The 21,787-nt window shown below is 47.2% G+C and carries 17 protein-coding genes and 1 other RNA gene; 4 read left to right on the top strand and 14 right to left on the bottom strand.

The features are described 5' to 3' along the window. Window positions 1–54 precede the first annotated feature (54 nt). Both GC178_03530 and GC178_03535 read right to left on the bottom strand, forming a co-directional pair. Window positions 55–4,428, bottom strand: a complete 4,374-nt coding sequence (locus tag GC178_03530) for a PKD domain-containing protein (protein MBI1286629.1) — start codon at window positions 4,426–4,428, stop codon at window positions 55–57. Continuing rightward, window positions 4,418–4,687, bottom strand: coding sequence for a hypothetical protein (locus GC178_03535; GenBank protein MBI1286630.1), 270 nt, complete (start codon window positions 4,685–4,687; stop codon window positions 4,418–4,420). The genes GC178_03530 and GC178_03535 overlap by 11 nt, the downstream gene beginning before the upstream one ends. 105 nt (window positions 4,688–4,792) lie before the next feature. On the opposite strand from GC178_03535, the gene GC178_03540 reads away from it, so the two are divergent. Continuing rightward, window positions 4,793–6,265: a gamma-glutamyltranspeptidase gene (locus tag GC178_03540; GenBank protein ID MBI1286631.1), complete on the top strand. Its 1,473-nt coding sequence runs from the start codon at window positions 4,793–4,795 to the stop codon at window positions 6,263–6,265. A gap of 5 nt (window positions 6,266–6,270) precedes the next feature. On the opposite strand, the gene GC178_03545 is transcribed toward GC178_03540, so the two are convergent. The 3 genes from GC178_03545 to ssrA all read right to left on the bottom strand — a co-directional run bounded on the left by GC178_03545 (window position 6,271) and on the right by ssrA (window position 9,009). Then, window positions 6,271–6,852 (bottom strand): HD domain-containing protein, encoded by a 582-nt coding sequence (locus tag GC178_03545; protein ID MBI1286632.1) that lies wholly within the window; start codon window positions 6,850–6,852, stop codon window positions 6,271–6,273. Further along, on the bottom strand, window positions 6,849–8,537 hold the full coding sequence (locus GC178_03550; protein MBI1286633.1) for a DUF3459 domain-containing protein: 1,689 nt from the start codon (window positions 8,535–8,537) through the stop codon (window positions 6,849–6,851). The genes GC178_03545 and GC178_03550 overlap by 4 nt, the downstream gene beginning before the upstream one ends. A gap of 108 nt (window positions 8,538–8,645) precedes the next feature. After that, window positions 8,646–9,009: a transfer-messenger RNA gene (gene ssrA, locus GC178_03555) on the bottom strand. A 159-nt stretch (window positions 9,010–9,168) separates the two neighbouring features. On the opposite strand from ssrA, the gene GC178_03560 reads away from it, so the two are divergent. Continuing rightward, window positions 9,169–10,380 (top strand): alanine dehydrogenase, encoded by a 1,212-nt coding sequence (locus GC178_03560; GenBank protein MBI1286634.1) that lies wholly within the window; start codon window positions 9,169–9,171, stop codon window positions 10,378–10,380. Window positions 10,381–10,439: 59 nt separating this feature from the next. On the opposite strand, the gene GC178_03565 is transcribed toward GC178_03560, so the two are convergent. From GC178_03565 to GC178_03590, 6 genes are all read right to left on the bottom strand, one after another. Further along, complete coding sequence (locus GC178_03565) at window positions 10,440–11,087, bottom strand: ribulose-phosphate 3-epimerase (protein MBI1286635.1); 648 nt, start codon at window positions 11,085–11,087, stop codon at window positions 10,440–10,442. Between the two features lie 59 nt (window positions 11,088–11,146). Continuing rightward, the gene (locus tag GC178_03570) at window positions 11,147–13,285 is read right to left on the bottom strand and encodes a polyribonucleotide nucleotidyltransferase (GenBank protein ID MBI1286636.1); all 2,139 of its coding nucleotides are present in this window, start codon (window positions 13,283–13,285) and stop codon (window positions 11,147–11,149) included. A gap of 144 nt (window positions 13,286–13,429) precedes the next feature. After that, window positions 13,430–13,699: a 30S ribosomal protein S15 gene (gene rpsO, locus GC178_03575; GenBank protein MBI1286637.1), complete on the bottom strand. Its 270-nt coding sequence runs from the start codon at window positions 13,697–13,699 to the stop codon at window positions 13,430–13,432. Between the two features lie 218 nt (window positions 13,700–13,917). Further along, window positions 13,918–14,769: an acetyl-CoA carboxylase carboxyltransferase subunit beta gene (locus tag GC178_03580; protein ID MBI1286638.1), complete on the bottom strand. Its 852-nt coding sequence runs from the start codon at window positions 14,767–14,769 to the stop codon at window positions 13,918–13,920. Window positions 14,770–14,837: 68 nt separating this feature from the next. Next, window positions 14,838–15,896, bottom strand: coding sequence for a class I fructose-bisphosphate aldolase (locus GC178_03585; protein MBI1286639.1), 1,059 nt, complete (start codon window positions 15,894–15,896; stop codon window positions 14,838–14,840). A gap of 62 nt (window positions 15,897–15,958) precedes the next feature. Beyond that, window positions 15,959–18,451: a BamA/TamA family outer membrane protein gene (locus tag GC178_03590; GenBank protein ID MBI1286640.1), complete on the bottom strand. Its 2,493-nt coding sequence runs from the start codon at window positions 18,449–18,451 to the stop codon at window positions 15,959–15,961. Here GC178_03590 and GC178_03595 point away from each other — a divergent pair. After that, window positions 18,436–19,179 carry an RNA methyltransferase gene (locus tag GC178_03595; protein MBI1286641.1) on the top strand — a complete coding sequence of 248 codons (744 nt, stop codon included), beginning with the start codon at window positions 18,436–18,438 and terminating at the stop codon, window positions 19,177–19,179. The genes GC178_03590 and GC178_03595 overlap by 16 nt on opposite strands. Beyond that, window positions 19,176–19,730, top strand: a complete 555-nt coding sequence (gene ruvC / locus GC178_03600; GenBank protein ID MBI1286642.1) for a crossover junction endodeoxyribonuclease RuvC — start codon at window positions 19,176–19,178, stop codon at window positions 19,728–19,730. Before GC178_03595 ends, ruvC begins: the two co-directional genes overlap by 4 nt. Here ruvC and GC178_03605 read toward each other — a convergent pair. The 3 genes from GC178_03605 to GC178_03615 all read right to left on the bottom strand — a co-directional run bounded on the left by GC178_03605 (window position 19,727) and on the right by GC178_03615 (window position 21,757). Further along, window positions 19,727–20,122: an HIT domain-containing protein gene (locus GC178_03605; GenBank protein ID MBI1286643.1), complete on the bottom strand. Its 396-nt coding sequence runs from the start codon at window positions 20,120–20,122 to the stop codon at window positions 19,727–19,729. The two genes, ruvC and GC178_03605, sit on opposite strands and share 4 nt — an antisense overlap. After that, window positions 20,122–20,589: a transcription elongation factor GreA gene (gene greA, locus GC178_03610; GenBank protein ID MBI1286644.1), complete on the bottom strand. Its 468-nt coding sequence runs from the start codon at window positions 20,587–20,589 to the stop codon at window positions 20,122–20,124. Before greA ends, GC178_03605 begins: the two co-directional genes overlap by 1 nt. 82 nt (window positions 20,590–20,671) lie before the next feature. Continuing rightward, window positions 20,672–21,757, bottom strand: a complete 1,086-nt coding sequence (locus GC178_03615) for a PorV/PorQ family protein (GenBank protein MBI1286645.1) — start codon at window positions 21,755–21,757, stop codon at window positions 20,672–20,674. Window positions 21,758–21,787: the final 30 nt, after the last annotated feature.

A 21,787-nucleotide genomic window follows, 5' to 3' on the forward strand; every position in this document is an offset into this window, starting at 1 on the left:
TGGGCGCGCAAGGTATCGATTATGGCGATTTCAGAGGAATGAAAGAATCAATCGCTATCGGAGCAGCATTACCCTGCCCACATACTGGTGTTCATTGCCTTCCCAATCCGATATGAGGAATTTGTAAATGTACTGTCCAGCCTGCACCTGTTTTCCTTCATACGTTCCGTCCCAATGAAAATCCTTCTGGTTCGACTCAAATATCATATCGCCCCACCGATCGAATATCTGCATGTGATACTTGGTTCCGTAGGTTCCCTGACCGAAAAAGGAATCATTGAATCCATCATCGTTCGGGGTAAAAGCATCAGGAATATAGAAGGTGAAATATGGCTCAACCTTGACCGTATATGAAATGGTATCCAGACACCCAAACGTTGTTTCCACTATCAACCGAACTCTGTAGCTACCACTATCCGCATACGTATGCTGTGGATCTTGCACCGCTGCACCCTGTCCGTCACCGAAGGTCCAGTTCCAATCTACCACGTTGGCCGAACTCTCATCTGTAAATTCAAACAGCGGATTTATCATGGTGGCCAATTTTTCAGGATCGGAACTGAAAGATGCATTCGGTACGGGATGTACCGTGATCATATCTTGAACCAATGAAGAACTGACACACCCATTTGTACTGGTTACGGTCAGACTTACATCATAGATGAACGCCTGAAACGGGTCTGTGAAGTCTGGATCATAAACATAGAAAGGAGAAGGAACTTGAGGATAAGCAGAGGAATCTCCCAGATCCCACTGCCACTGAGAAAGGACATAGGGTGAAGGAATGGAAGAACCATCTGTGAACTGAACCCGAAGCGGTTCGCAACCCTCTTTCGGGTCAGCTTCGAACGAAACTTCTGGCAAAGGATAGACCTCCACGGTCTTGGTCTCGGTATCTGTGCAACCGTGATTGGTGGTCACCTCCAATTCCACTTGGTAAAAACCTGGATCGGAATAGACATATTGATAATTCGGGACCTGCGCGCTACTGCCATCACCGAGATCATAATGCCAAAGCACAAGTGCGTCATCAGAAAGAACAGGGGTTGATGATTCATCCGTCAAGACCAACGTATCATTGAGGCAATGCCCCAAATTGGCTTGATAATCAGCCGTGGGAAGCGGATGAACAAGTGCATCACCCAATGTGATAAGATCTTTACACCCAGCTTGATTGGTTACGGTAAGCGTAGCAGAATATGCTCCATACGATAGGTAGGTTATCTGAGGTGAAGCATTGGTAGAGCTTTGACCATCGCTGAATTGCCATGCCCATTGTGTGATGGGGTAAGCTCCATTTGCATCTGAAAGATCGGTGTATGAAATCGGAAGCAAATAACAGACACTGTCAAAAGCAAAGTTTGCGAGGGGTGAAGGATAGATCTCGATCGTGTCAACCATGGTAACCACACAATTGCTGTCGGAAGTTGTGGTCAATGAAACCTGATAGAAGCCATCCGCAGGATAGGTTTGATACGGTGGATCTGCGCCAGCGTAAATCTGACCATTTCCGAAATCCCATTGCCAGAGGACGATACTTCCCTGTGCAATAGAACTCTGATCGGTGAAGAGTGCGGAGTCCGTTTCACAGATGTTTTGAAATGTAAAATTCGGTTCTGGAAGTGCATGTACATAAACCGTTTCCGAAATCTGATCGGTGCATCCTTGCTGTGTTTCCACATTGAGTTGAACCGTGTACGCACCAAAATCAGCATACTGATAACCTGTCAGAACGGTATCACTCAGCGAATTCCCATCTCCCATTGTCCAATTGGAAGACAAAAGTTGTCCTGGCGATGGAACCGAACTCAACTCTTGAAATGGCATGATCTCATCATCGCACACATTCGACCATTGGAAAGCCGCTGTCGGGTTCGGAAAAACCTCCACCTGAAAGGAAGTGTCTGAATCGCATCCGTACTCACTTTCCATGTAAACCACTACATCGTAAACTCCGTAGTCTGTGTAAATGTGCGTTGGAGCGGAAACAGTGTAGGTGGTACCATCGCCAACATCCCAGTGTACAGAATCGATGATTCCATTGCTGATAGTTGAGTTGTTCTGAAAAGGAAATTGTTCATTTTCACAGTCATCTGCCACAGAAACATCAATGTCGGGTCTTACATGAACGGTAACCGTTTGCTCAATACTGTCAGAACAGCCAAACTGATCGACAACGGTAAGTTGTACCTGATGATCCCCCTCAGTGGCAAACAAATGGTTGACCGAAGATCCTGAAAGTGTACTCCCGTCATCAATATTCCAAGTCCAATTGTTGATATTCCAATCGCCATCTGTAGAAGTGTCAATCAACGGCATCGGGTCGTTTATACAATTGTTGGGAAGAGCAAAACCAGCCTGCGGAAGCACATAAGAATCAACATCCTGTACCAATGTATCTGAACAGCCAAAGTCCGTAGTGACCACCAACTCGACCGAGTAAGTGCTGGCGGCAGCATAGGTGTGGCTTGGATTCTGCTGCGAATCGGTGTTTGAATCACCAAAATCCCAAGAATAGCCGTTTATCGTGCCCTCATTGGCTATACTCTGCTCAATGAAATTGTTGGGTTGCCCGAAGCATGTGTCATTGAAAGAGAACGCTGCGGTCGGCTTATCATGAATTCGAATCTGGTGAGTTACTGTGTCAGAACATTGGAAATAATTGGTGACCACTAACTGAATGTCATAATACCCAGAGTCCGTATAGGTGTGCTGGGCCGATGCTCCGGCAGCTGTACCTCCGTCACCAAAATCCCATTGCCATTGCACGGGATAAATTGCTGAAGTATCATTAACTGTGATCGGCTGTTCATTGACACAGGCGTCTTCAAACTCAAACCCTGGAAGTGGTTTGGGTAGCACAAAAATTGTAACGGTATCAGCGTTGATGATCCCTCCACAATTTGCATTCAGGACAATATTGTAAAATCCAGGCTCACTGAAAGAGTAAACGGCTGTGTCGGCTCCGGCCAGGGAAGACACATTTGAACCCAAACTGTCTTCAATAAACCATTCTTGGGAACAGATCAATCCCACAGATGTCTGATTTATCAGATAAAGGGATTCACCTTGACAGATAACCGAGTCACTGATAATGAACTGAGGTTCGTTGACACAACTGAAACATACAAGCTCGTCATCAGGAACAATATCAATAACTGTAGGAGAATAATTGCCTGTGAATTGATTGACATCGTAAACGGTAAAGTTCAACGCGGCAATGGAGTAGTTGGCATCGACAATGTTTGCAGGTGGCGTTTGAAAGTTCGGGCAATTGACCAATCCTCCGACAGAATCGGTCTTAATGAACATGGGGTCGTAATAGAGCGCACCAAAGCTTGTAGTAAGCGTTGATAGCAAATATCCATTGTCGCTCGTTTGCTGAACCCCCCAACCCTTGTCGATTCCTGTACCACCATAGATCTTTGTCCAAAGCTGATTACCATTAGGATCGAAACGATTTACGATAATGTCATAATCGCCAAATCCCCAACTATTGGTCGTGCCACTCTGAACATAGCCACCATCATCCGTCTGGTTAATGAAATGGCATTTGTCAATTCCTCCGCCATAGATCCGCTTTCTCCAAATAAGGTTGCCCGCTTCAGTAAACTTGCTGATGGTCATATCCTGATCGGTCCCGAAACCACTCATGGTGGCGCTGAGAACAAAATCTCCCGATCCGATCTTTCCTGCAACATCCCAATCGATACCGTCATCTCCAGATGTGCCCAACTGTTTTGCCCACTGCAGGTTCCCATTTCCGTCCAATCGGGCAACAAACACATCTCTTCCACCATATGGTCCGACAAAATCTCCGATTGCGAGTATGTCACCATTTGGGAAGAACTCCACATAATTGCAGATACCATTGTTAAGGTCAAATTCCTTTTGCCAAATGATGTTTCCAGACAGATCGACCCGATACATGACCGGCCGATGAGCATTTCGAAAACCCGAAAAAAGAATATCACCGTTTGGGGCCTGCGCCACGCATCGACCATGATCACCTGCGCCAGCTCCGAACGTTTTGCTCCAAAGTAGATTTCCAGAACCATCGAGCCTCAAAAGCCAGTTATCGTAATCACCGGCACCACTACTTGCGCAGAGTCCGCCAACGGCATAACCACCGTCCGCCAATTGTGTCACGAATTTTCCACCGTCTTCATGTGGCCCACCATAACGTTTGTACCACTGCGTTTCGCCACACTCATCTATTTTGTGGAGGTACAGGTCACAGCTACCATGTCCACCGGCACCATCATCTTGCCCCGTACCGATCATACCTCCATCCGCTGTCTCAGTGAAGGACAGACCGAAATTCAAGCCATCTACTTTGGCCAATCGCATAAACGTTGAATTCTGCGCCAACCCAAATCGGGTCTCAACACACAAAAAGAGAATACATAGAAGGATTCTAATCCTCATTTCGGATGATGGCTTTTATCTCTGGTTCAGGATAACCGACCTTATGTACCACAACATCCCTTATTTGATCATCTCCAAGTTCTCCTCCCGATTTAAGATAGAGTGTACCGATGCTGTTCTCAGAATCAACATACACGCTATCCACACTTTCCAACTCTGTAAATCGCTCCTTGAACTTTGGCCCCAAGTGTGGACAATGAAGACCTCCGTGATCAATATGGATCTGTATCACTTCCTGACCCATTGCAGAGGAAATCATCAGGAAAACAAATAGTAGGGGTTGTATCAATTTCATTGTAGGAATAAAGGTAATAGATTGAAGATTAATCGCAGGCAATAATTGAAGGGCTTATTTTGCAGCCGGATGAAAAACCAGCAGGCCATCGCGGCCGGACATGAGGTAACGCTGGAAGTTGCCAAGGAAATTCTATTGGATGGTGGAAATGCTTTCGATGCCAGCATCGCAGCTGCCGTGGCCATGTTCATTACAGAACCGTGCATGGCCTCGGCAGGTGCCGGAGGATTTGCCATGTGTCATAAGGTCGGTGAGGCTCCGGTGATGCTCGATTTCTTTGCTCAGACACCTCAAGAGAAACCCATTCTCGAAAAACGCGACTTCTACCCTATTCATGTCAACTTTGGGATTGAAACAGAGACATTTCATGTCGGATTGGCCTCAGCTGCGGTTCCCGGAACCATTGCCGGCCTGTACACCATGCACCGGAAATTCGGAACCATGCCGATGGAAGTGCTTCTGCAACCCGCCATGGAACTTGCCAAGAAAGGCGTTGTACTGAACACATTCCAAGGCATCGACCTCGAATTGCTGGAGGTGATTTTCCTAGTAGATCCAACGGTGCGTGATGTCTTTTTCACGAACGACATTATCAAGAAAAAAGGAGAACTACTTCAACTTCCGCACTTTGGAAGTTTCTTGGATTTCCTGAAAGATGAAGGCGAGAAAGGATTCTACCGTGGCGAGATAAGCCAAACAGTAGCCAATGATTCCATTGAACGTGGCGGTTATCTGCGCAGACACGACTTCGAAAACTATTCTGCCAAATGGCGAAAGCCGCTTAATATTCCGTGGCACGATAAGGAGCTTTATCTACCCAACGGCCCCAGTTTGGGCGGTGCCATCATGGCGCTGATCTTCGGTTACTTGGATATTTTTGATGGCGACTGGGTGAAGACCATCTCGAAGGTAAAGAACCGCTACCAGCACCCGCGTGAGATCTCTAAACGGTTGGAAACCCTACACCCCGAACTGGACTTCCACATGGAAGGACCCGAAGTTTCCACCAAAGGCACCTCACACTTCAATGTGGTAGACAAATGGGGAAATGCAGTGAGTCTGACAACTTCGATGGGTGAAGGAAGCGGCTATTTCATTCCGGGAACGGACATGCAGTTGAACAACATGATGGGCGAATCCTTCCTCCTGCCCGGTGGCTTCCATTCTTGGACGCCCAATGTCCGTCTCAATTCCATGATGACACCGACTCTCGTGCTGGATGGAGAAGGGAAATTCCGCTACGCGGGAGGTTCTGGCGGTGCGGGAAGAATTCCATTCATGATCGCACAGGTGGTGAAAGCGCTATTCGATGAAAAGCTCAGTTTGGAAGAGGCCACACAGAAAGCACGCATCCATGTGCAGGAACGTGTACTGCATTTCGAGAAAGGCGCTTCACCGAACACTGAAGGTTTTGAACACATCAAAGAATGGGACTACGAATCGCTGTTTTTCGGTGGCGTTCATTCTATTTTCCGAGGGAATGACGACCACTTGGAAGCCGCTGGAGATTCGCGCAGATATGGCGTAGCCGATGTGTTTTAGACCTTTTACAAACTCAGCAAATGCTGAATATTCCGCTGCTTCTGTTCTTGAAAAAGTGCCTTTGCAGCTTCCGTAAAGTAATTATGTGAGGTCAGGAAATGAACCTGCGATTCGAGCCACTCTTCATCCGTGAACGTAGCCCCCTGAAACAACTCCTGTTCCTTCCGTAACTCATGGCCTTCTTCCATAAAATGGAGACTGCCCAAACCGCTCAGATCGGCATCACAGATAATCTGCTGCATCAGGTTGGAAGGCGTTTGCGGCATTTTAGTGGCCATCAGGCAATTGCAGATGACATCGATCCGTTCGGGCGAAACGCCCTCACCCGAAAGAAACTTTCTGGCAACAGCCGCACTCTTTTCTTCGTGATCATCCTTGCCAGAAACATAACCCGCATCATGAAACCACGCGGCAATAAGCAGTTCTTCCAACTGCGTATCCGTTACACCAGTTTTTTCCGCAATCTCCTTGCACGCTTTTACCACACGGATGGTGTGTCGCAGATCGTGAAACACATAACCATTCACCGACTGGTCTTTCAGAAGGTTGCGTACGTAGCGTTCAACTCTTTGAAGCAGTTCCGTCATTTTATTCGGATAATCCGTCCTTCCAATGGTTTCAAGGCGTTCAATTCAGGTTTGGATGCGGTGGAAAACGCAACTTCTCCATCAATTGTTTCCACCTTTTGTGGTCTTTCTGAAAAATTCAACAGCACAAGGAATTTATCACTACCCAGTTCTCGGTAATAGGCAAGAATGTTTGCCGTGCAGTTCCCTTCATCTATAGAAAGTGTTCCCTCTTTCAGAGCTGGATTTTCGTTTCTGAATTGAATGAGACGCTGGTAGAAATTCATCAACGAATTCGCGTCTTCCGATTCAACCTCCACATTCTTATCCTTAAAATTCTCATTCACAGGAAGCCACGGTTTTCCCGAAGTGAACCCCGCATTGGCTGTTGTGTCCCATTGCATGGGAGTTCTGCATTCATCGCGGTTGAGTGATTGTCCTGTCCAATTGACCATGAACTGCGGGATGCTCTTGTAGCGTTGCGCCAAGGGATCTAACCCCGTTTTGAGCGGAAGTGTGGGTTTCTCAATTCCCAATTCCTCACCGTAATACGTAAATGGTATTCCTCGCACCGTGAATTGCAGCAATGCCATCAGTTTGGCCTTGCGGACATCATTTCCAAGCGGTGTGATGCTTCGCCTTCTATCATGATTACTGAACACATAAGTTGGCACAAACGGTTCGGGAAAATTCTCTTCGAAATGCGCAATGGTCTTCCGCCACTTTTTGGCTTTGAATGGTGTGGAAAGCGTTTGAAAAAGGAAAATGGTGTGCAAACCATTTTTGCCTTCATAAGAGCAGAATTTCTTGGTGGTCTCCACATCTCCGAACACCTCACCGACCATGAAACGTTCTGGGTTCTGGAACGAATCCACCAACGCGCGGAGTTCGGTTGCAAAACGGAAACTTCCCTCTTGGTTCACATTATACTTCATCTTCTGAAAGAACCCATCAGGCGATTCTTCGGACGGAACAATCTTCAAACTCGCAGGGTTTTTCGTAAATGAAGTGTCTTCATAAATGGAGTTGAAAATATCCAGTCGAAAACCGTCAACACCTTTCGAAAGCCAGAAGCGCGCTACATCCAGCATCGCATTTTTCACTTCGAGGTTACTGTAATTCAGATCGGGTTGGAATTCCAAAAACGAAGCCCAATAGAACTGCTTTCTCCCTTCGTGCCAATGCCAACCGCTGCCGCCAATGGTGGCTTTCCAGTTGTTCGGTGGTTTACGACCATCCTTTCCTCTTCCATCCTTCCACACGTACCAATCCGCTTTCGGATTGTCCTTGCTTGAAGCCGATTCCTTGAACCAATCATGCTCCTCAGAGGTGTGATTCATCACCAGATCGAACACGACCTTCATATCTCGTGCATGAATCTCATCAATCAATTTGAGACACGTTTCCATGTCGCCATACTCAGGCGCAATACTCCTATAATCGCTGATGTCGTAGCCAAAATCCCGTTGTGGACTTTTGAAGAAAGGCGAGATCCAGATGGTTTCGAAACCAAGATCCTTTACATGATCCAGTTTCTGCATGATGCCTTTCAGATCGCCCAAACCATCTCCATCGGTATCATAGAATGAACGCGGATAGATCTGGTAAACCGTTGTCGATTTCCACGAAACGGACCCATTGTTCTGTGCGAAGCCCGAATACCAACTGCATGTAAATAACCATAAGGTTGGGAGGAACTGTTTCATCAAACGCAAGAAACAAAAAAGCCCGACCTGTGTGGTCAGGCAATTTGTTCGTGGAGCCGGAGGGATTCACTTCGACCTTGCTCAGTGTAAACTTCTCACCCCTCCGTTCAGTGGAGCCGGAGGGATTCGAACCCTCGTCCAAACAACAGACCTGTGGGCCTTCTACATGTTTATTCTCAACTTAATTGTCGGGGCCGCTCTGGCAAGAGACAACCGAAACGGCCCTTATCCTCTAAGGTTTTCGTCCGTGGGCCGAGAAAACCCTTGGCTTATTCCTACCTGATGATGCCTCATAAGTTGCACTGTAGGACACTGTTGCAACCGAGACAGCTACTGCGTAATTCTAAATTAGGCAGCGAGCGCGAAGTTAGATTCGCCTATTATTGTTTAGAAAGATTGTTCACGGATGGTCTTCCCAACACCCGACATGCTTACCTCACCGACCTTGCTGCTGTCAAAACCTGTCGGCCCCAGAAATAAAGAACGGACCACAAAAGTAGCCATTCCCATCCCTACACATTCCATACCTCAATGCTATAACTGAAATATTGTCAGGTAGGCTTCATCTTACCTCTGGCAATATGTAGTGACTTTTCGCTGGTCACTTATCACTGGTCACTATTTTCGCAGCATGAAATTCGGCATCATCAGAGAAGGCAAAACGCCACCAGACAAACGCACACCATTCATTCCCTCGCATTGCGAGCAATTGGTAGAAGCGTATGGCCATACGCCCCTACAGGTCTTTGTTCAAAGGAGTCCCATCCGTTGCTTTTCCGATGAACTGTACCAAGAAGCGGGAGCAACCTTGGTTGATGATGTCAGCGATTGCGATGTCATTTTTGGGGTGAAGGAAGTTCCGTACGACATACTGGCTGAAGGAAAGACCATGCTGTTCTTCTCCCATACGATCAAGAAACAACCTTACAACCGAACGCTTCTACAGGAAATCTTGAAAAGGAGGGTCCGTCTTATCGATTACGAAACTCTCACCTACTCCAACGGTGTTCGCGTGCTTGGTTTTGGCCGCTATGCGGGAATAGTTGGTGCTTACAATGCACTCATCGCTTACGGAAAACGGAACGCAACTTTTGACATGAAACCCGCTTACCAGTGCGAGGACATGAAGGAAATGGGGCGCGAATTACAGAACGTTCAACTCGGAAATGCCAAGATCATCATTTCAGGTGGCGGAAAAGTGGCCAACGGTGCCAAGGAAACCATGGCACAAGCCAACATTCGCGAAGTTTCCATTTCTGAATTTCTGAATGAGGAATTCAACGAACCTGTTTACTGCAATGCCGACATTCTGGATTACCACGAAAAGGATGGAAAACCACCTGTGGATTTTGCGGAATTCGTGAAAGACAGCACGGTTTGGGAAAACACGTTCATCAAATTTTTGAAGGTGGCTGACATCTTTATTTCAGCACATTTTTGGGACAACAAGAGTGCGCATTTCTTCACTGAAGAGGATGTGAAGCAAGATGATTTCAAAACCCGTGTTATAGCTGATATTACTTGCGACATCAAGGGTTCTGTTCCAACTACGCTTCGCGCCTCCACAATCGAAGATCCCGTGTACGGCTACAACCGATTTTCGGGAGAAGAAGCAAAACCTTACGCTGATGACAGCATTACCATTATGGCTGTTGACAACCTTCCGTGTGAGGTTCCAAAGGATGCATCCTCAGGTTTTGGTCAGGATCTTATTGATAAGGTTGTTCCGTTGTTTTTCGGCAATGACCCTGAGAAAATCCTTGAACGCGCCACAATTGCACGAGACGGAAAACTGACTGAACGGTTCAGCTATTTGCAGGATTACGTTGATGGCAAGTCGTGATGTCATGCTGAACTTGTTTCAGCATCTTACAAGACCCTGAAATAAATTCAGGGTGACGATTACGAATTCTTCAACCCAGCAATAACCGCTTCTGGGTTTTCAGCCTTGAAAACCGAACTACCTGCAACCAACGCATTGGCTCCAGCGGCAACAAGCTTCGGAGCGTTCTCCAAATTCACACCGCCATCAACTTCAATAATAAGGTCAGGATTCAACTCATTGGCCATTTCGCGCAGCTTGCCAACCTTGGCATACGTATGCTCAATGAACTTCTGTCCGCCAAAACCCGGATTTACAGACATGATGAGCACCATATCCAACTCTGGCAGAACGTTTTCCAACGAATTGATGGATGTGTGCGGATTGAGCGAAACAGCCGCTTTCATGCCCAATTCCTTAATGGCTCCGATGGTTCTGTGAAGGTGCGTGCACGCTTCATAATGAACTGTCAATACATCCGCTCCCAGATCCTTGAAATACTGCAGGTAACGGTCTGGATCAACGATCATCAAATGCACATCGAACGGCTTCTTGCAGATCTTCTTCAGCGGCTTCATCACGGGCTCACCGAAGGAAATATTCGGAACGAAAACGCCATCCATCACGTCCACATGAAGCCAATCGGCCTCGCTGCGGTTTATCATTTCAATCTCTTCACCCAATCGGGTAAAATCTGCTGCTAAAAGCGATGGTGCTACAATGGGCATTTCGATGTGTTTGATTGCGAAGTAAAACAAAAAAGCCCCGCAATTGCGGGGCTTTCAGGTTAGTTTTTGCTTGGTTCTTCCTTTCGCTCAGGCTTCGGAAGCAACACCTTTCGAGATAGTTTCAGTTTGCCTGTCTTCTCATCGATCGCGATCAACTTCACGTCAACCATGTCGCCTTCTTTCAGCGCATCTTCCACTTTTTCCAAACGCTTCCACTCAATTTCTGAGATGTGAAGCAATCCGTCTTTCCCTGGCATGATCTCAATGAATGCTCCAAATGGTTGAATGTTCTTCACTTTTCCGTGATAAACCTCGCCTACTTCTGGAACAGCTGTGATGGCTTTGATACGTCCCACAGCAGCATCGATCGATTGCTTATTGTCCGCCATGATCTGGATGTGTCCTTTGCCATCGATCTCTTCGATATTGATCGTGGCGCCAGTAACCTCCTGCATCTCTTGGATGATCTTACCTCCAGGTCCGATCACCGCACCGATCATATCCTTAGGAATGACCATGGAAACGATACGTGGCGCATGATCTTTCATTTCTGGCTTAGCCGCTGCGATGGTCTTGTTCATCTCGTTCAAGATGTGCGCACGACCATCTTTCGCTTGGTGCAATGCCTCGGCAAGCACTTCATAAGGAAGTCCATCCACTTTCATGTCCATCTGAACAGCCGTGATCCCGTCTTTGGTACCAGCTACTTTGAAGTCCATATCTCCTAAGAAATCCTCATCTCCGAGAATGTCTGAAAGGATGGCGTATTTGCCTTCGTCATAGATCAATCCCATGGCGATACCCGAAACACCGCTCTTGATCGGAACACCAGCATCCATCAACGCCAACGAACCAGCGCAAACAGTTGCCATGGAAGACGAACCGTTCGATTCAAGAATCTCCGAAACAACTCTTGTGGTGTAAGGGAAATCAGATGGCATGGCCTTTTTCAATGCGCGCTCTGCCAAGTTTCCGTGACCGATCTCTCTACGTCCAACTCCTCTAAGGAAACGAGCCTCACCCGTTGAGAATGGAGGGAAGTTGTAGTGTAGATAGAAGTTATCGAAACCTTCGTGCGTTACACTATCCACACGCTGTTCATCCAATTTACCACCAAGGGTAACGGTTGTCAATGACTGCGTTTCGCCCCGTGTGAATATGGAAGAACCGTGAGTTGATGGCAAGTAATCGATCTCTGTCCAAATTGGGCGGATATCGGTTGTCTTTCTTCCATCCAAACGAACTCTTTCGTTCAATACGCAATCGCGAACGGCACGCTTCTGCGCGTACTTAAAGTAACCTCCCAACAATGGAAGAAGTGTTTCCTTCTCTTCGTCAGAAAGTGTCTCAACGAATTTCTCTTTGATCTCGCTCAACGCAGCCGAACGCTCCTGCTTGGCAGAACCAGACTTCGCCATTTCGTAGATCAATGGGTAGCAGAAATCGTAAACCTTCTGCTTGAAATCCGCATCGTTGGTCTCGTGATTGTACTCACGCTTCACCTTCGACTTCTCAACTTTAGCAGCAAGGTCAAGCTGTGCTTGGATCTGCTTCTTGATGGCCTCATGACCAACCTTGATGGCTTCCAACATCTGCTCTTCTGAGCATTCGTTCATTTCGCCCTCAACCATGTTGATGTCTGTTGCAGTACCTGCAATGATCATATCCATATCGGCACCAGCAAGCTGCGATTTTGATGGATTTACCACATACTGTCCGTTGATCAACGCAACGCGTACTTCCGAGATCGGACCTCCGAATGGAATGTCAGAAACGGCCAATGCAGCACTTGCAGCAAAACCAGCCAATGCATCAGGCATGATGTTCTCATCGTGCGAGATCAATTGAATGATCATCTGTGTTTCTGAATGGTAATCCGATGGGAACATCGGACGCAAAGCGCGGTCAACCAAACGGCTTACCAAGATCTCTGAGTTCGATGGACGTGCCTCTCTTTTAAAGAATCCGCCTGGGAATTTTCCCGCAGCGTAATATTTCTCAAGATAATCTACCGATAGCGGTAGGAAATCTGTTCCTTCTCTTGCTTCTGTGGCCGATACAACTGTGGCCATCAACATGCAGTTTCCTGCACGGACAATTACCGAACCATCGGCCTGCTTGGCCAACTTTCCGGTTTCAAGGGTAATGGTTACGCCATTACCTACATCTACTGTTTGTTTAATTGCTTCTGGAATCATCTTTTCCTCTTTTTACTTCTGTTTTTATTCTTCTTTTCTCTCTTGTTTACTTACATCTTGTGTTGGTTTCAGAACCAAACCTCCAAATACGCGAAAAGGCAATTCGAGATTGCCTTTTCACATATTCTATCGTTTTCAATACGATTATTTTCTGATGTTCAACTCCTTGATCAGCGCACGATATTTCTCAATATCCTTGTTCTTCAAGTAGTCAAGCAGCTTACGTCTTTTACCTACAAGGTCAAGCAAAGCCTTCTGTGTTCCGAAATCCTTACGGTTGTTTTTCAGGTGATCTGTAAGGTGATTGATGCGGTGCGTGAACAACGCGATCTGCCCTTCTGTGCTACCTGTATTGGTATCAGCACCACCGTGCTTTTTGAAAATATCCTTCTTAACTTCTGATGTCAAATACATCGCTTCTGATTATGGTCGTACAAAATTCGAGGCGCAAAGATAGAAAATGGTTTTGTTTCCACAATCAGCCCCAATGCAAGTTTTTTAGTGTCGATTTTTGGGGCGTTCCCCCGCACATAACGCTTCGCGATCATGTGCGCGGTCGGGCTGTACGCTATATCTTTTTTACCTGCGGACAAAAAAGGATGCCGCTTCCATCCCTAACGCTGGGCGCAGCCTCAATCCCGAAGCAACTGAAGCACATGCACCAGTTTCTCCTTCAAATCTTTGCGCTCAATGATCATATCCAAGAACCCGTGCTCCAATAGGAATTCAGATGTCTGAAACCCTTCAGGCAATTCCTTTCCAATAGTTTCCTTGATCACGCGTGGCCCCGCAAAACCGATCAATGCACCAGGTTCGGCCACGTTCAGATCGCCAAGCATGGCATAAGAAGCAGTAACACCTCCAGTGGTCGGATCCGTCATTAACGAAATGTAAGGCAATTTGGCATCTGCCAATTGCGCCAGTTTCGCAGAGGTTTTTGCCAACTGCATCAAACTCAACGCAGCTTCCATCATCCGTGCACCGCCCGATTTGGAAATGATCAACAGCGGAGCTTTTTCCTCAATGCAGCGGTCAACTGCGCGAGCGATCTTCTCTCCCACAACCGAACCCATCGATCCGCCAATGAAATTGAAATCCATACAGGCAATGATGATCTTCTCGCCTTCCATCAATCCAATAGCTGTTCTGATGGCATCGTTCAATCCTGTCTTTTCCGTGGTCTCCTCCAAGCGGGTGGTGTACGGCTTGCTGTCCACAAACCCCAACGGGTCGGCCGATTTCAACTGTTCGTTGAAAATCTCAAACCGCCCATCATCAAACAGGAGATGGAAATACTCGCGGGAACCGATACGCTGATGATGCCCGCAATTGCTGCAAACCCAAAGATTCTCCTCGTTATCGCTGGCCGAAATAATGGCACCACAGGCCTTCCCAGGACACTTCACCCAAAGTCCTTCAGGAGTCTCCTTCTTGTTCTTGGTAGAAGTGGTTATGCCCTCTTTTATGCGCTTGAACCAGCTCATGCTACGGGAGGATGGATTTAGAGATTGAACGAAGCTACGAGAATTATCGCGTAGCGCGAAAAGAGCGATCAGGCAAGTGTGATCTTATCATCCAAGTAAACATCCTGAATGGTGTTCAGCAATTCAACACCCTCAGTCATCGGTTTTTGGAACGCTTTACGACCAGAGATCAATCCATGGCCGCCAGCACGTTTGTTGATAACGGCCGTTTCAACCGCCTCAGCAAGGTCTGTTGCACCAGAAGATGCACCACCAGAATTGATCAATCCAACTTTGCCCATGTAGCAGTTGGCTGCCTGATAACGACAAAGATCGATCGGATGATCCGAACTCAATTCAGAGTAAACCTTTGGATGTGTTTTACCGAAACCGATGGCGTTGAAACCACCGTTGTTTGTAGGTAGCTTTTGCTTGATGATGTCGGCCTGAATGGTCACACCAATGTGGTTTGCCTGACCAGTAAGATCTGCAGCAGTATGGTAATCCACACCATCTTTCTTAAATGCAGGATTACGCAGGTAGCACCAAAGCACCGTGGCCATTCCCAACTCATGGGCATATTCAAAAGCCTTCGCCACTTCCTGAATCTGACGGTCACTTTCCTCTGAGCCGAAATAGATGGTAGCACCAACGGCTTTCGCGCCCATGTTCCAAGCACTTTCAATGGTCCCAAACATGATCTGATCGAACGTGTTCGGATAGGTCATCAACTCATTGTGGTTGATCTTTACAATGAACGGGATCTGGTGCGCATACTTTCTTGAGCAAGCAGCCAGAACACCATAGGTTGAAGCAACCGCGTTGCAACCTCCTTCAATGGCCAACTTCACAATATTCTCTGGATCGAAATAGATCGGATTTGGCGCGAAACTCGCAGCAGCGGAATGCTCTATTCCCTGATCTACAGGAAGAATGGAAACATATCCTGTTCCGCCCAAACGGCCGTGGCCGTAAATGGACTGCATGCTTCCCAACACCTGATTGCTTCTGTTGGTATCACCGAAAACGCGTCCTACGAAATCGCCACTTGGTTTGGTGAGCATTTCGGCAGGAATCGTTGTGCTTTTGTGGTTCAGCAGGCTGTCCGCCTTATCTCCTAACAGGTCAACAATCTTATCGTAAGCCATGGTATGATTCTTTTTTTGAGCGTGCGAATTTAAGAATTTCTATAGCCCACGAACGGATGCCATCAGAACGGATAACCGATACCCAGATTCAGGTTCACATCCGACCATTTGAAGTACTTGATGGCCCAACGGTCGTTCACAGGGCGGCCAGGATCATGGAACGGGGTGGCCGCATCCAAACGGATGATGAAGAAGCTGAAGTCCAAGCGCAGACCGACACCCGCGCCAAGCGCCAATTCCTTGTAAAAATCCTTGAATTGAAAGAGACCGCCAGGACGGTCCTCGTCCTTCTTGATGAGCCAAACGTTGCCCGCATCGGCAAAGAGAGCACCTTTGAACCAACGGTAAATATCAAAACGATATTCCAAGTTCAATTCGAGCTTGATGTCTCCGAACTGATCCTGAAGGTTCAACGAATCGGGTAGCGCACCTGGACCGAGCGAACGGGCAGACCAAGCACGGATGCCGTTGGCACCACCACCAAAGAAGGCGCTTTCAAAAGGTAACGCTCCGAGGTTCTGTAATGGAAGTCCCAACCCTTGATCGACCCTGAAAACCATCTGACTGAAATTGCTCACCTGCCAATATTTACGGTAATCGACCTCATACTTGAGATACTGCGCAAACGGCACGTTGAAAATTCGGTAGCTGTTATTCGTGTCGGTTTTTGCCTGAACGGCCGCAAATGCACCTCGCAATATGTTTCCCGAACTCTCCAGTTTCAGTCTGAAATAGCTGAAGTTGCCCTTCTTGTTCACCTGCTGATTGGAGAACGTATACGTGTAATTGGTGGTTGTGGTAAGGTGAGAACTGAACGTATTGAGCAGCAGCTTATCCTTGAGGCTATGCAATCGTGTGACGAATGCGTCCGCCTCATTCGAGATCTTCACAAAGTTGACCTCAATGGGGTTCAATGTGTGATTGGCGAACTGATTCTGCCGCCATTGGTAACCGAACTTGGCGTTGAAGATGGAACGGGTGTAGTCAGGTCGCTGCTGGAAGTTGTAACCTACGGAAATCAGCGATTTTGGATCGCCATATCGGATAATACGCGTGGGCTTGAACGGCACCAGCATCTTTGGAAAAATAAGGCTGATCTCAGGTTTCACCTCGATGGTGTTGAAAGGAAGCACACGATTGATGTTGTTGGTCTGGATATTACTTCCCACCACCTGCGTTTCCAAACCTCCCGATAGTTTGAACTGCAGGATCTCCGCTCCACGGAACACATTCTTGTTACTGTAAATAAATGAACCAGAAACACCGAGATTTCCTTCCGTGTTGGTTCCTTGCAACGAGATGGAATAACCCTGTCGCAAGCTTGGCGTCAGATTAATATGAACGTCCAGCACATGGCTGCCATCATCCTCAATATCATCGGTGTAGAGAATATTGATGAATTTGAAGGCACGCAGACTTGAAAGATAGCTGTAGGTCAGTTCTCCCCGCTTCACGCGATACAGGTCACCTGTTTTAAAGAAGATCTTGTCCAACAGCATTTCGGGGCGATGCTTGAATTTTCCCCTGTAAATGAAATGCACACCATTGTAAATGAGCGTGTCATAATCGATGCTGCGCGAAAGTTTCTGATCAAAATCCGTATTCACATAAATATCGCGGATGGTGTACGTATGGTGTCCTTTCGTCTTCTCCCTCGTTGTGTCTGAAACCACCGGATCGGCAATATCCAACTCCACATCCACCTGATGATCGCCTACGGCAGAATCGACCCTGAAACGCACGTATTCATCCGAGAACGCGTAGTAACCGTTGCTCTTGAGATTCCGCTCAATCCGATCCCGCTCTTCCTGAAACTTGTCCACATCATAGGTCATTCCCGAACGTAGCACGCGTTCGCGGCCACGGGTCGGACGGGAAAGTCGCGCCAATCTTGGATCCGTGATGTTGTATTTGATGTCGCGCAGCTTGTAAACTGGGCCACTTTTGATCGTGTAATACACTTTGGCCATTTTCCGCTTATCGTTGAAGATGGTCGTGTCCGTTACCTGCGCTCGGAAATGACCTTTTCCACGAAGAAAGATCTCCAACTGCTCGGAAGATTTCACAACCGAAAGATGGTCATAGATCACAGGCTCCTCGCCTACTTCTTCCAGCCATTCCCAAAAAGACCTGCGTCTGTCTTTCGGTTCCTTTCCCTTTTTCCTGCGCCTCTCGTTCCGCTTTTCGTTCTTCTCTTCGAGGATGGCCACGCGTTCATTCAACTTCTTCTGATTCACGAGGTTGTAAACCTGCAAGTGGAAGCGGTAAAAACGGAAGATCTTTCTGTTAGGCTTCTGGCGCAGAAACCCTTCCAGATCGCTTTTATCCACGGACTTACTGTCGTTGTGAATGACATTCTTCACCAAGAGATACTCGCCATCGGCCAACTTTCGGGTAGGCGAACAGGAGGCTGCCATGACAGCGATGGCCAGAAATAAATACTGTAATTGGCTCTTGATGGTCAATATTATTTTGAATTTCTGACCTTTAGGCAAAGTTAGGATAGCTTCTTTACGAACCGCAAACATCACACCAGCCCTTGGCACTCTCTGCATCTGAAATCAAGCAAATTCGGGCTTTACAGCAGAAAAAATTCAGGAAAGAGACCAACCGATTTGTGGTTGAGGGCGTGAAAACCGTTGCCGAACTGCTGGCTTCCGAATTTGAAGTTGACGCGATCTATACGACTGAACCTGATGTTTATTCGGAGAATGACCACCACGTCATTTCCATTTCTGCAAAGGAACTGGAACGCATTTCTGGATTGAAGTCTCCGAACAAGGTTTTGGCTGTGGCCGAAATTCCACCTTCAAAACCAATGAACTGGGAGCAACCATTGATGGTGATGTTGGACAGTATTCGCGACCCTGGAAACTTGGGAACCACCATTCGCACCGCGCGGTGGTTCGGTGTAAACACCATTGTTTGTTCGGAAGATTGCGCGGATGTCTGGGACCGAAAAGTCGTACAGAGTACGATGGGTGCACTCTTTCACGTTGAAGTTGTCTACACCGATCTTGAACATGCGATGACCGAAGCCCAACAGAACGGATTTGAGATTCTCGGAGCGGCCATGAATGGAAATTCCATTTACGAGGTTGGGAAAATGGACAAAACTGCGCTTCTCATAGGAAGTGAATCACACGGAATCCGAAAAGAGCTCATGGAAAAGTGCAACCAACTGATCACGATTCCGAATAGGGAAGATCATCAGCGCGTGGAATCATTAAATGCGGCTGTGGCCACGTCCATCATTCTTTCGGAGCTGACGCGAAAAGCATGAAAACGGATAAGGTCATATTGGGAATCGACCCTGGAACAGTCGTGATGGGCTATGGTCTCGTTCATATTCAGGGCAATGAAATGAAAGTGCTGAGCATGGGCGTCATCAAACTCGACAAGTTCCAAGATCATCCGACCCGCTTGAAAAAAATCTTTGACCGAACGGTGGAGATCATCCGAGAATACAAACCAGACGAAATGGCCATCGAAGCTCCATTCTTCGGAAAGAATGTTCAGTCGATGCTGAAACTTGGGCGGGCGCAAGGAGTTGCTATCGCTGCAGCATTGTCACTCAACATTCCCATTTCTGAGTATTCTCCACGAAAGATAAAGCAATCGATAACGGGCAACGGAAATGCCAGCAAGGAGCAGGTAAGCGGCATGCTTCAGACCCTGCTCAACACCAAAATGGACGACTTTCCACTGGATGCTACGGACGGGCTGGCAGCAGCAATCTGCCACCATTTCAATTCGAAAGGGCGTTCTTCCAGTTCAAAAAGTTATTCGGGTTGGGCGGCCTTTCTGAAGGAAAACCCAGAGAGAAAGGGTTAGTTAATGGCTGCTGCGATCTTGGAGGCCAATTCTGAGAATTCCTCTTGCGACAGTTGAAGTTTCGGCTTCGCGAAATTCATGTCATTCAAGGCGTTGATGGGAATGAGATGCACGTGCGCATGCGGAACTTCGAGACCTATGACGGTCACTCCCATTCGTTCGCACGGAACAACAGACTCAATGGCCAATGCAACTTTCTTCGCAAATGCCATCAACTCCAAATAGAGTTCATCTTCTACATCAAACAGGTAATCCACTTCCTTTTTCGGAACAACCAACGTGTGTCCTTTTGCAAGCGGATTGATATCGAGAAACGCAAAGCAGGTTTCCGATTCGGCCACTTTGTAGCAGGGAATCTCACCATTGATGATGCGCGTGAAGATGCTGTCCATTATCTACTGATCTCCAGAATCTCGAATTTTACCATTCCGTTTGGAATCTGAATCTCAGCCACTTCATCCTTCTTCTTGCCCAACAGCCCTTTACCGATTGGCGATTCGACCGAGATCTTCTTGGCCTTCAGATCGGCCTCATTCTCTGGTACGATCGTGTATTCCAATTCCATTCCGTTGGCCACGTTCTTCAGTTTTACTTTGCTCAGTATCAGAACCTTATCCGTATCCAATTTCGATTCATCAATGACAACCGCGTCACCTAATGTCGCTTCCATCTTGGAGATCTTCAATTCCAAAAGTCCCTGTGCTTCCTTGGCTGCATCATATTCTGCATTCTCCGATAGGTCACCTTTATCCCGTGCTTCGGCTATCTGTTGCGAAATGGCTGGACGCTCCACTCTTTTCAGGTGATCCAGCTCCTTTTTCAATTTGTCAAGCCCCTCTTGTGTCAAATATGTACTCATGACCGCGTTTTTAATAGCTGTATATAAAACAAAAGAATCCCGAATGCTTCGGGATCCTTTGTTCGAAGGTATGAAATTTTACTTAGAGTGCGAGTCTGATGCCAATGGAATGAACACCAGAGAATGGATTGGTAAGGCGGTATGAATAATCGATACCGAGTTTGGTTTTCTTTTCCGTTCCTTTCTTTCCAATACCAACCTCTACCGTTGCACCAGCTGTTGGGCCGACCAAAGCAGAGGCTGCAATATCCTTTCCTCCACGACCGAACTGCGCTACATACCCGCCACGGAGCATGAAAATCTCCTTAAATGAATACTCCAGACCAACACTTACTTGGTCTTTAGAAAAGCTGTTCGAAGTAAAATTGGCAGCGCCCGTCACTCGGTTCATCAACTTGCTATCTCTCCAATGATAGGTAACGCCAATGTTCAACGAAGATGGCATCTCATACTTTGCAGCACGATATTCCAGCGTCATCGTATTATCGCTTCCTGGAAGACTCCCACGAAGCGAATGTCCATCACCGCTATACTTCATTGGCGGACCAACATTCTTGAGTGAGATACCGAACTGAAGATTGTCTTTGTTCTTTTCCTTGTCGCGATTACCAAGGGTTGTGGTGTAAGAAACACCTGCATCAAAGGCAACACCTGATGCATGAAGGTTTGCGATGTTCTCGTTGATGATTCGAACAGTAATACCTCCATTGATACTATTTGAGAAGTTCTTGGCATACGAAACACCGATGTTCAAATAGTTGGGAGAAAAGGTACCGGCACCACCATCAGGAAGATCGGTGGTTGTGATATCGATCTGACCAAAGCTCATGTTCATGATCCCGATACCAAGCACGCCAGCGTCTCCGACCTTTTGAGAAAGACCGAACGCATTGATCATCGTTCCGGAACCGACCAACCATTGGGTATTGCTGAAAAGCACCTCCGTCTTGGTGGTAAACGCCATACCTGCCACGTTAAGGTATTGTGCTTCCAGCCCTCTAACAGCAGCGGTGTTTGCACTCGCGAAACCTGAACTCCTCGCCCAAGGGTTTATAAGCAGCTCGGTCGCACCTGCCTGACCAGCACGGTCAGCATTCCCTGCAAAAACATGCAAGGAAACCAATCCTGAAAGCAGGGCGATGAAACTTGGTCTTAAAACTCTTCTCATATCTCTTTTCTTCAATAGGATCAATGACAA

It is taken from the genome of Flavobacteriales bacterium (genome assembly GCA_016124845.1).
Taxonomy (GTDB): Bacteria; Bacteroidota; Bacteroidia; order UBA10329; family UBA10329; genus UBA10329.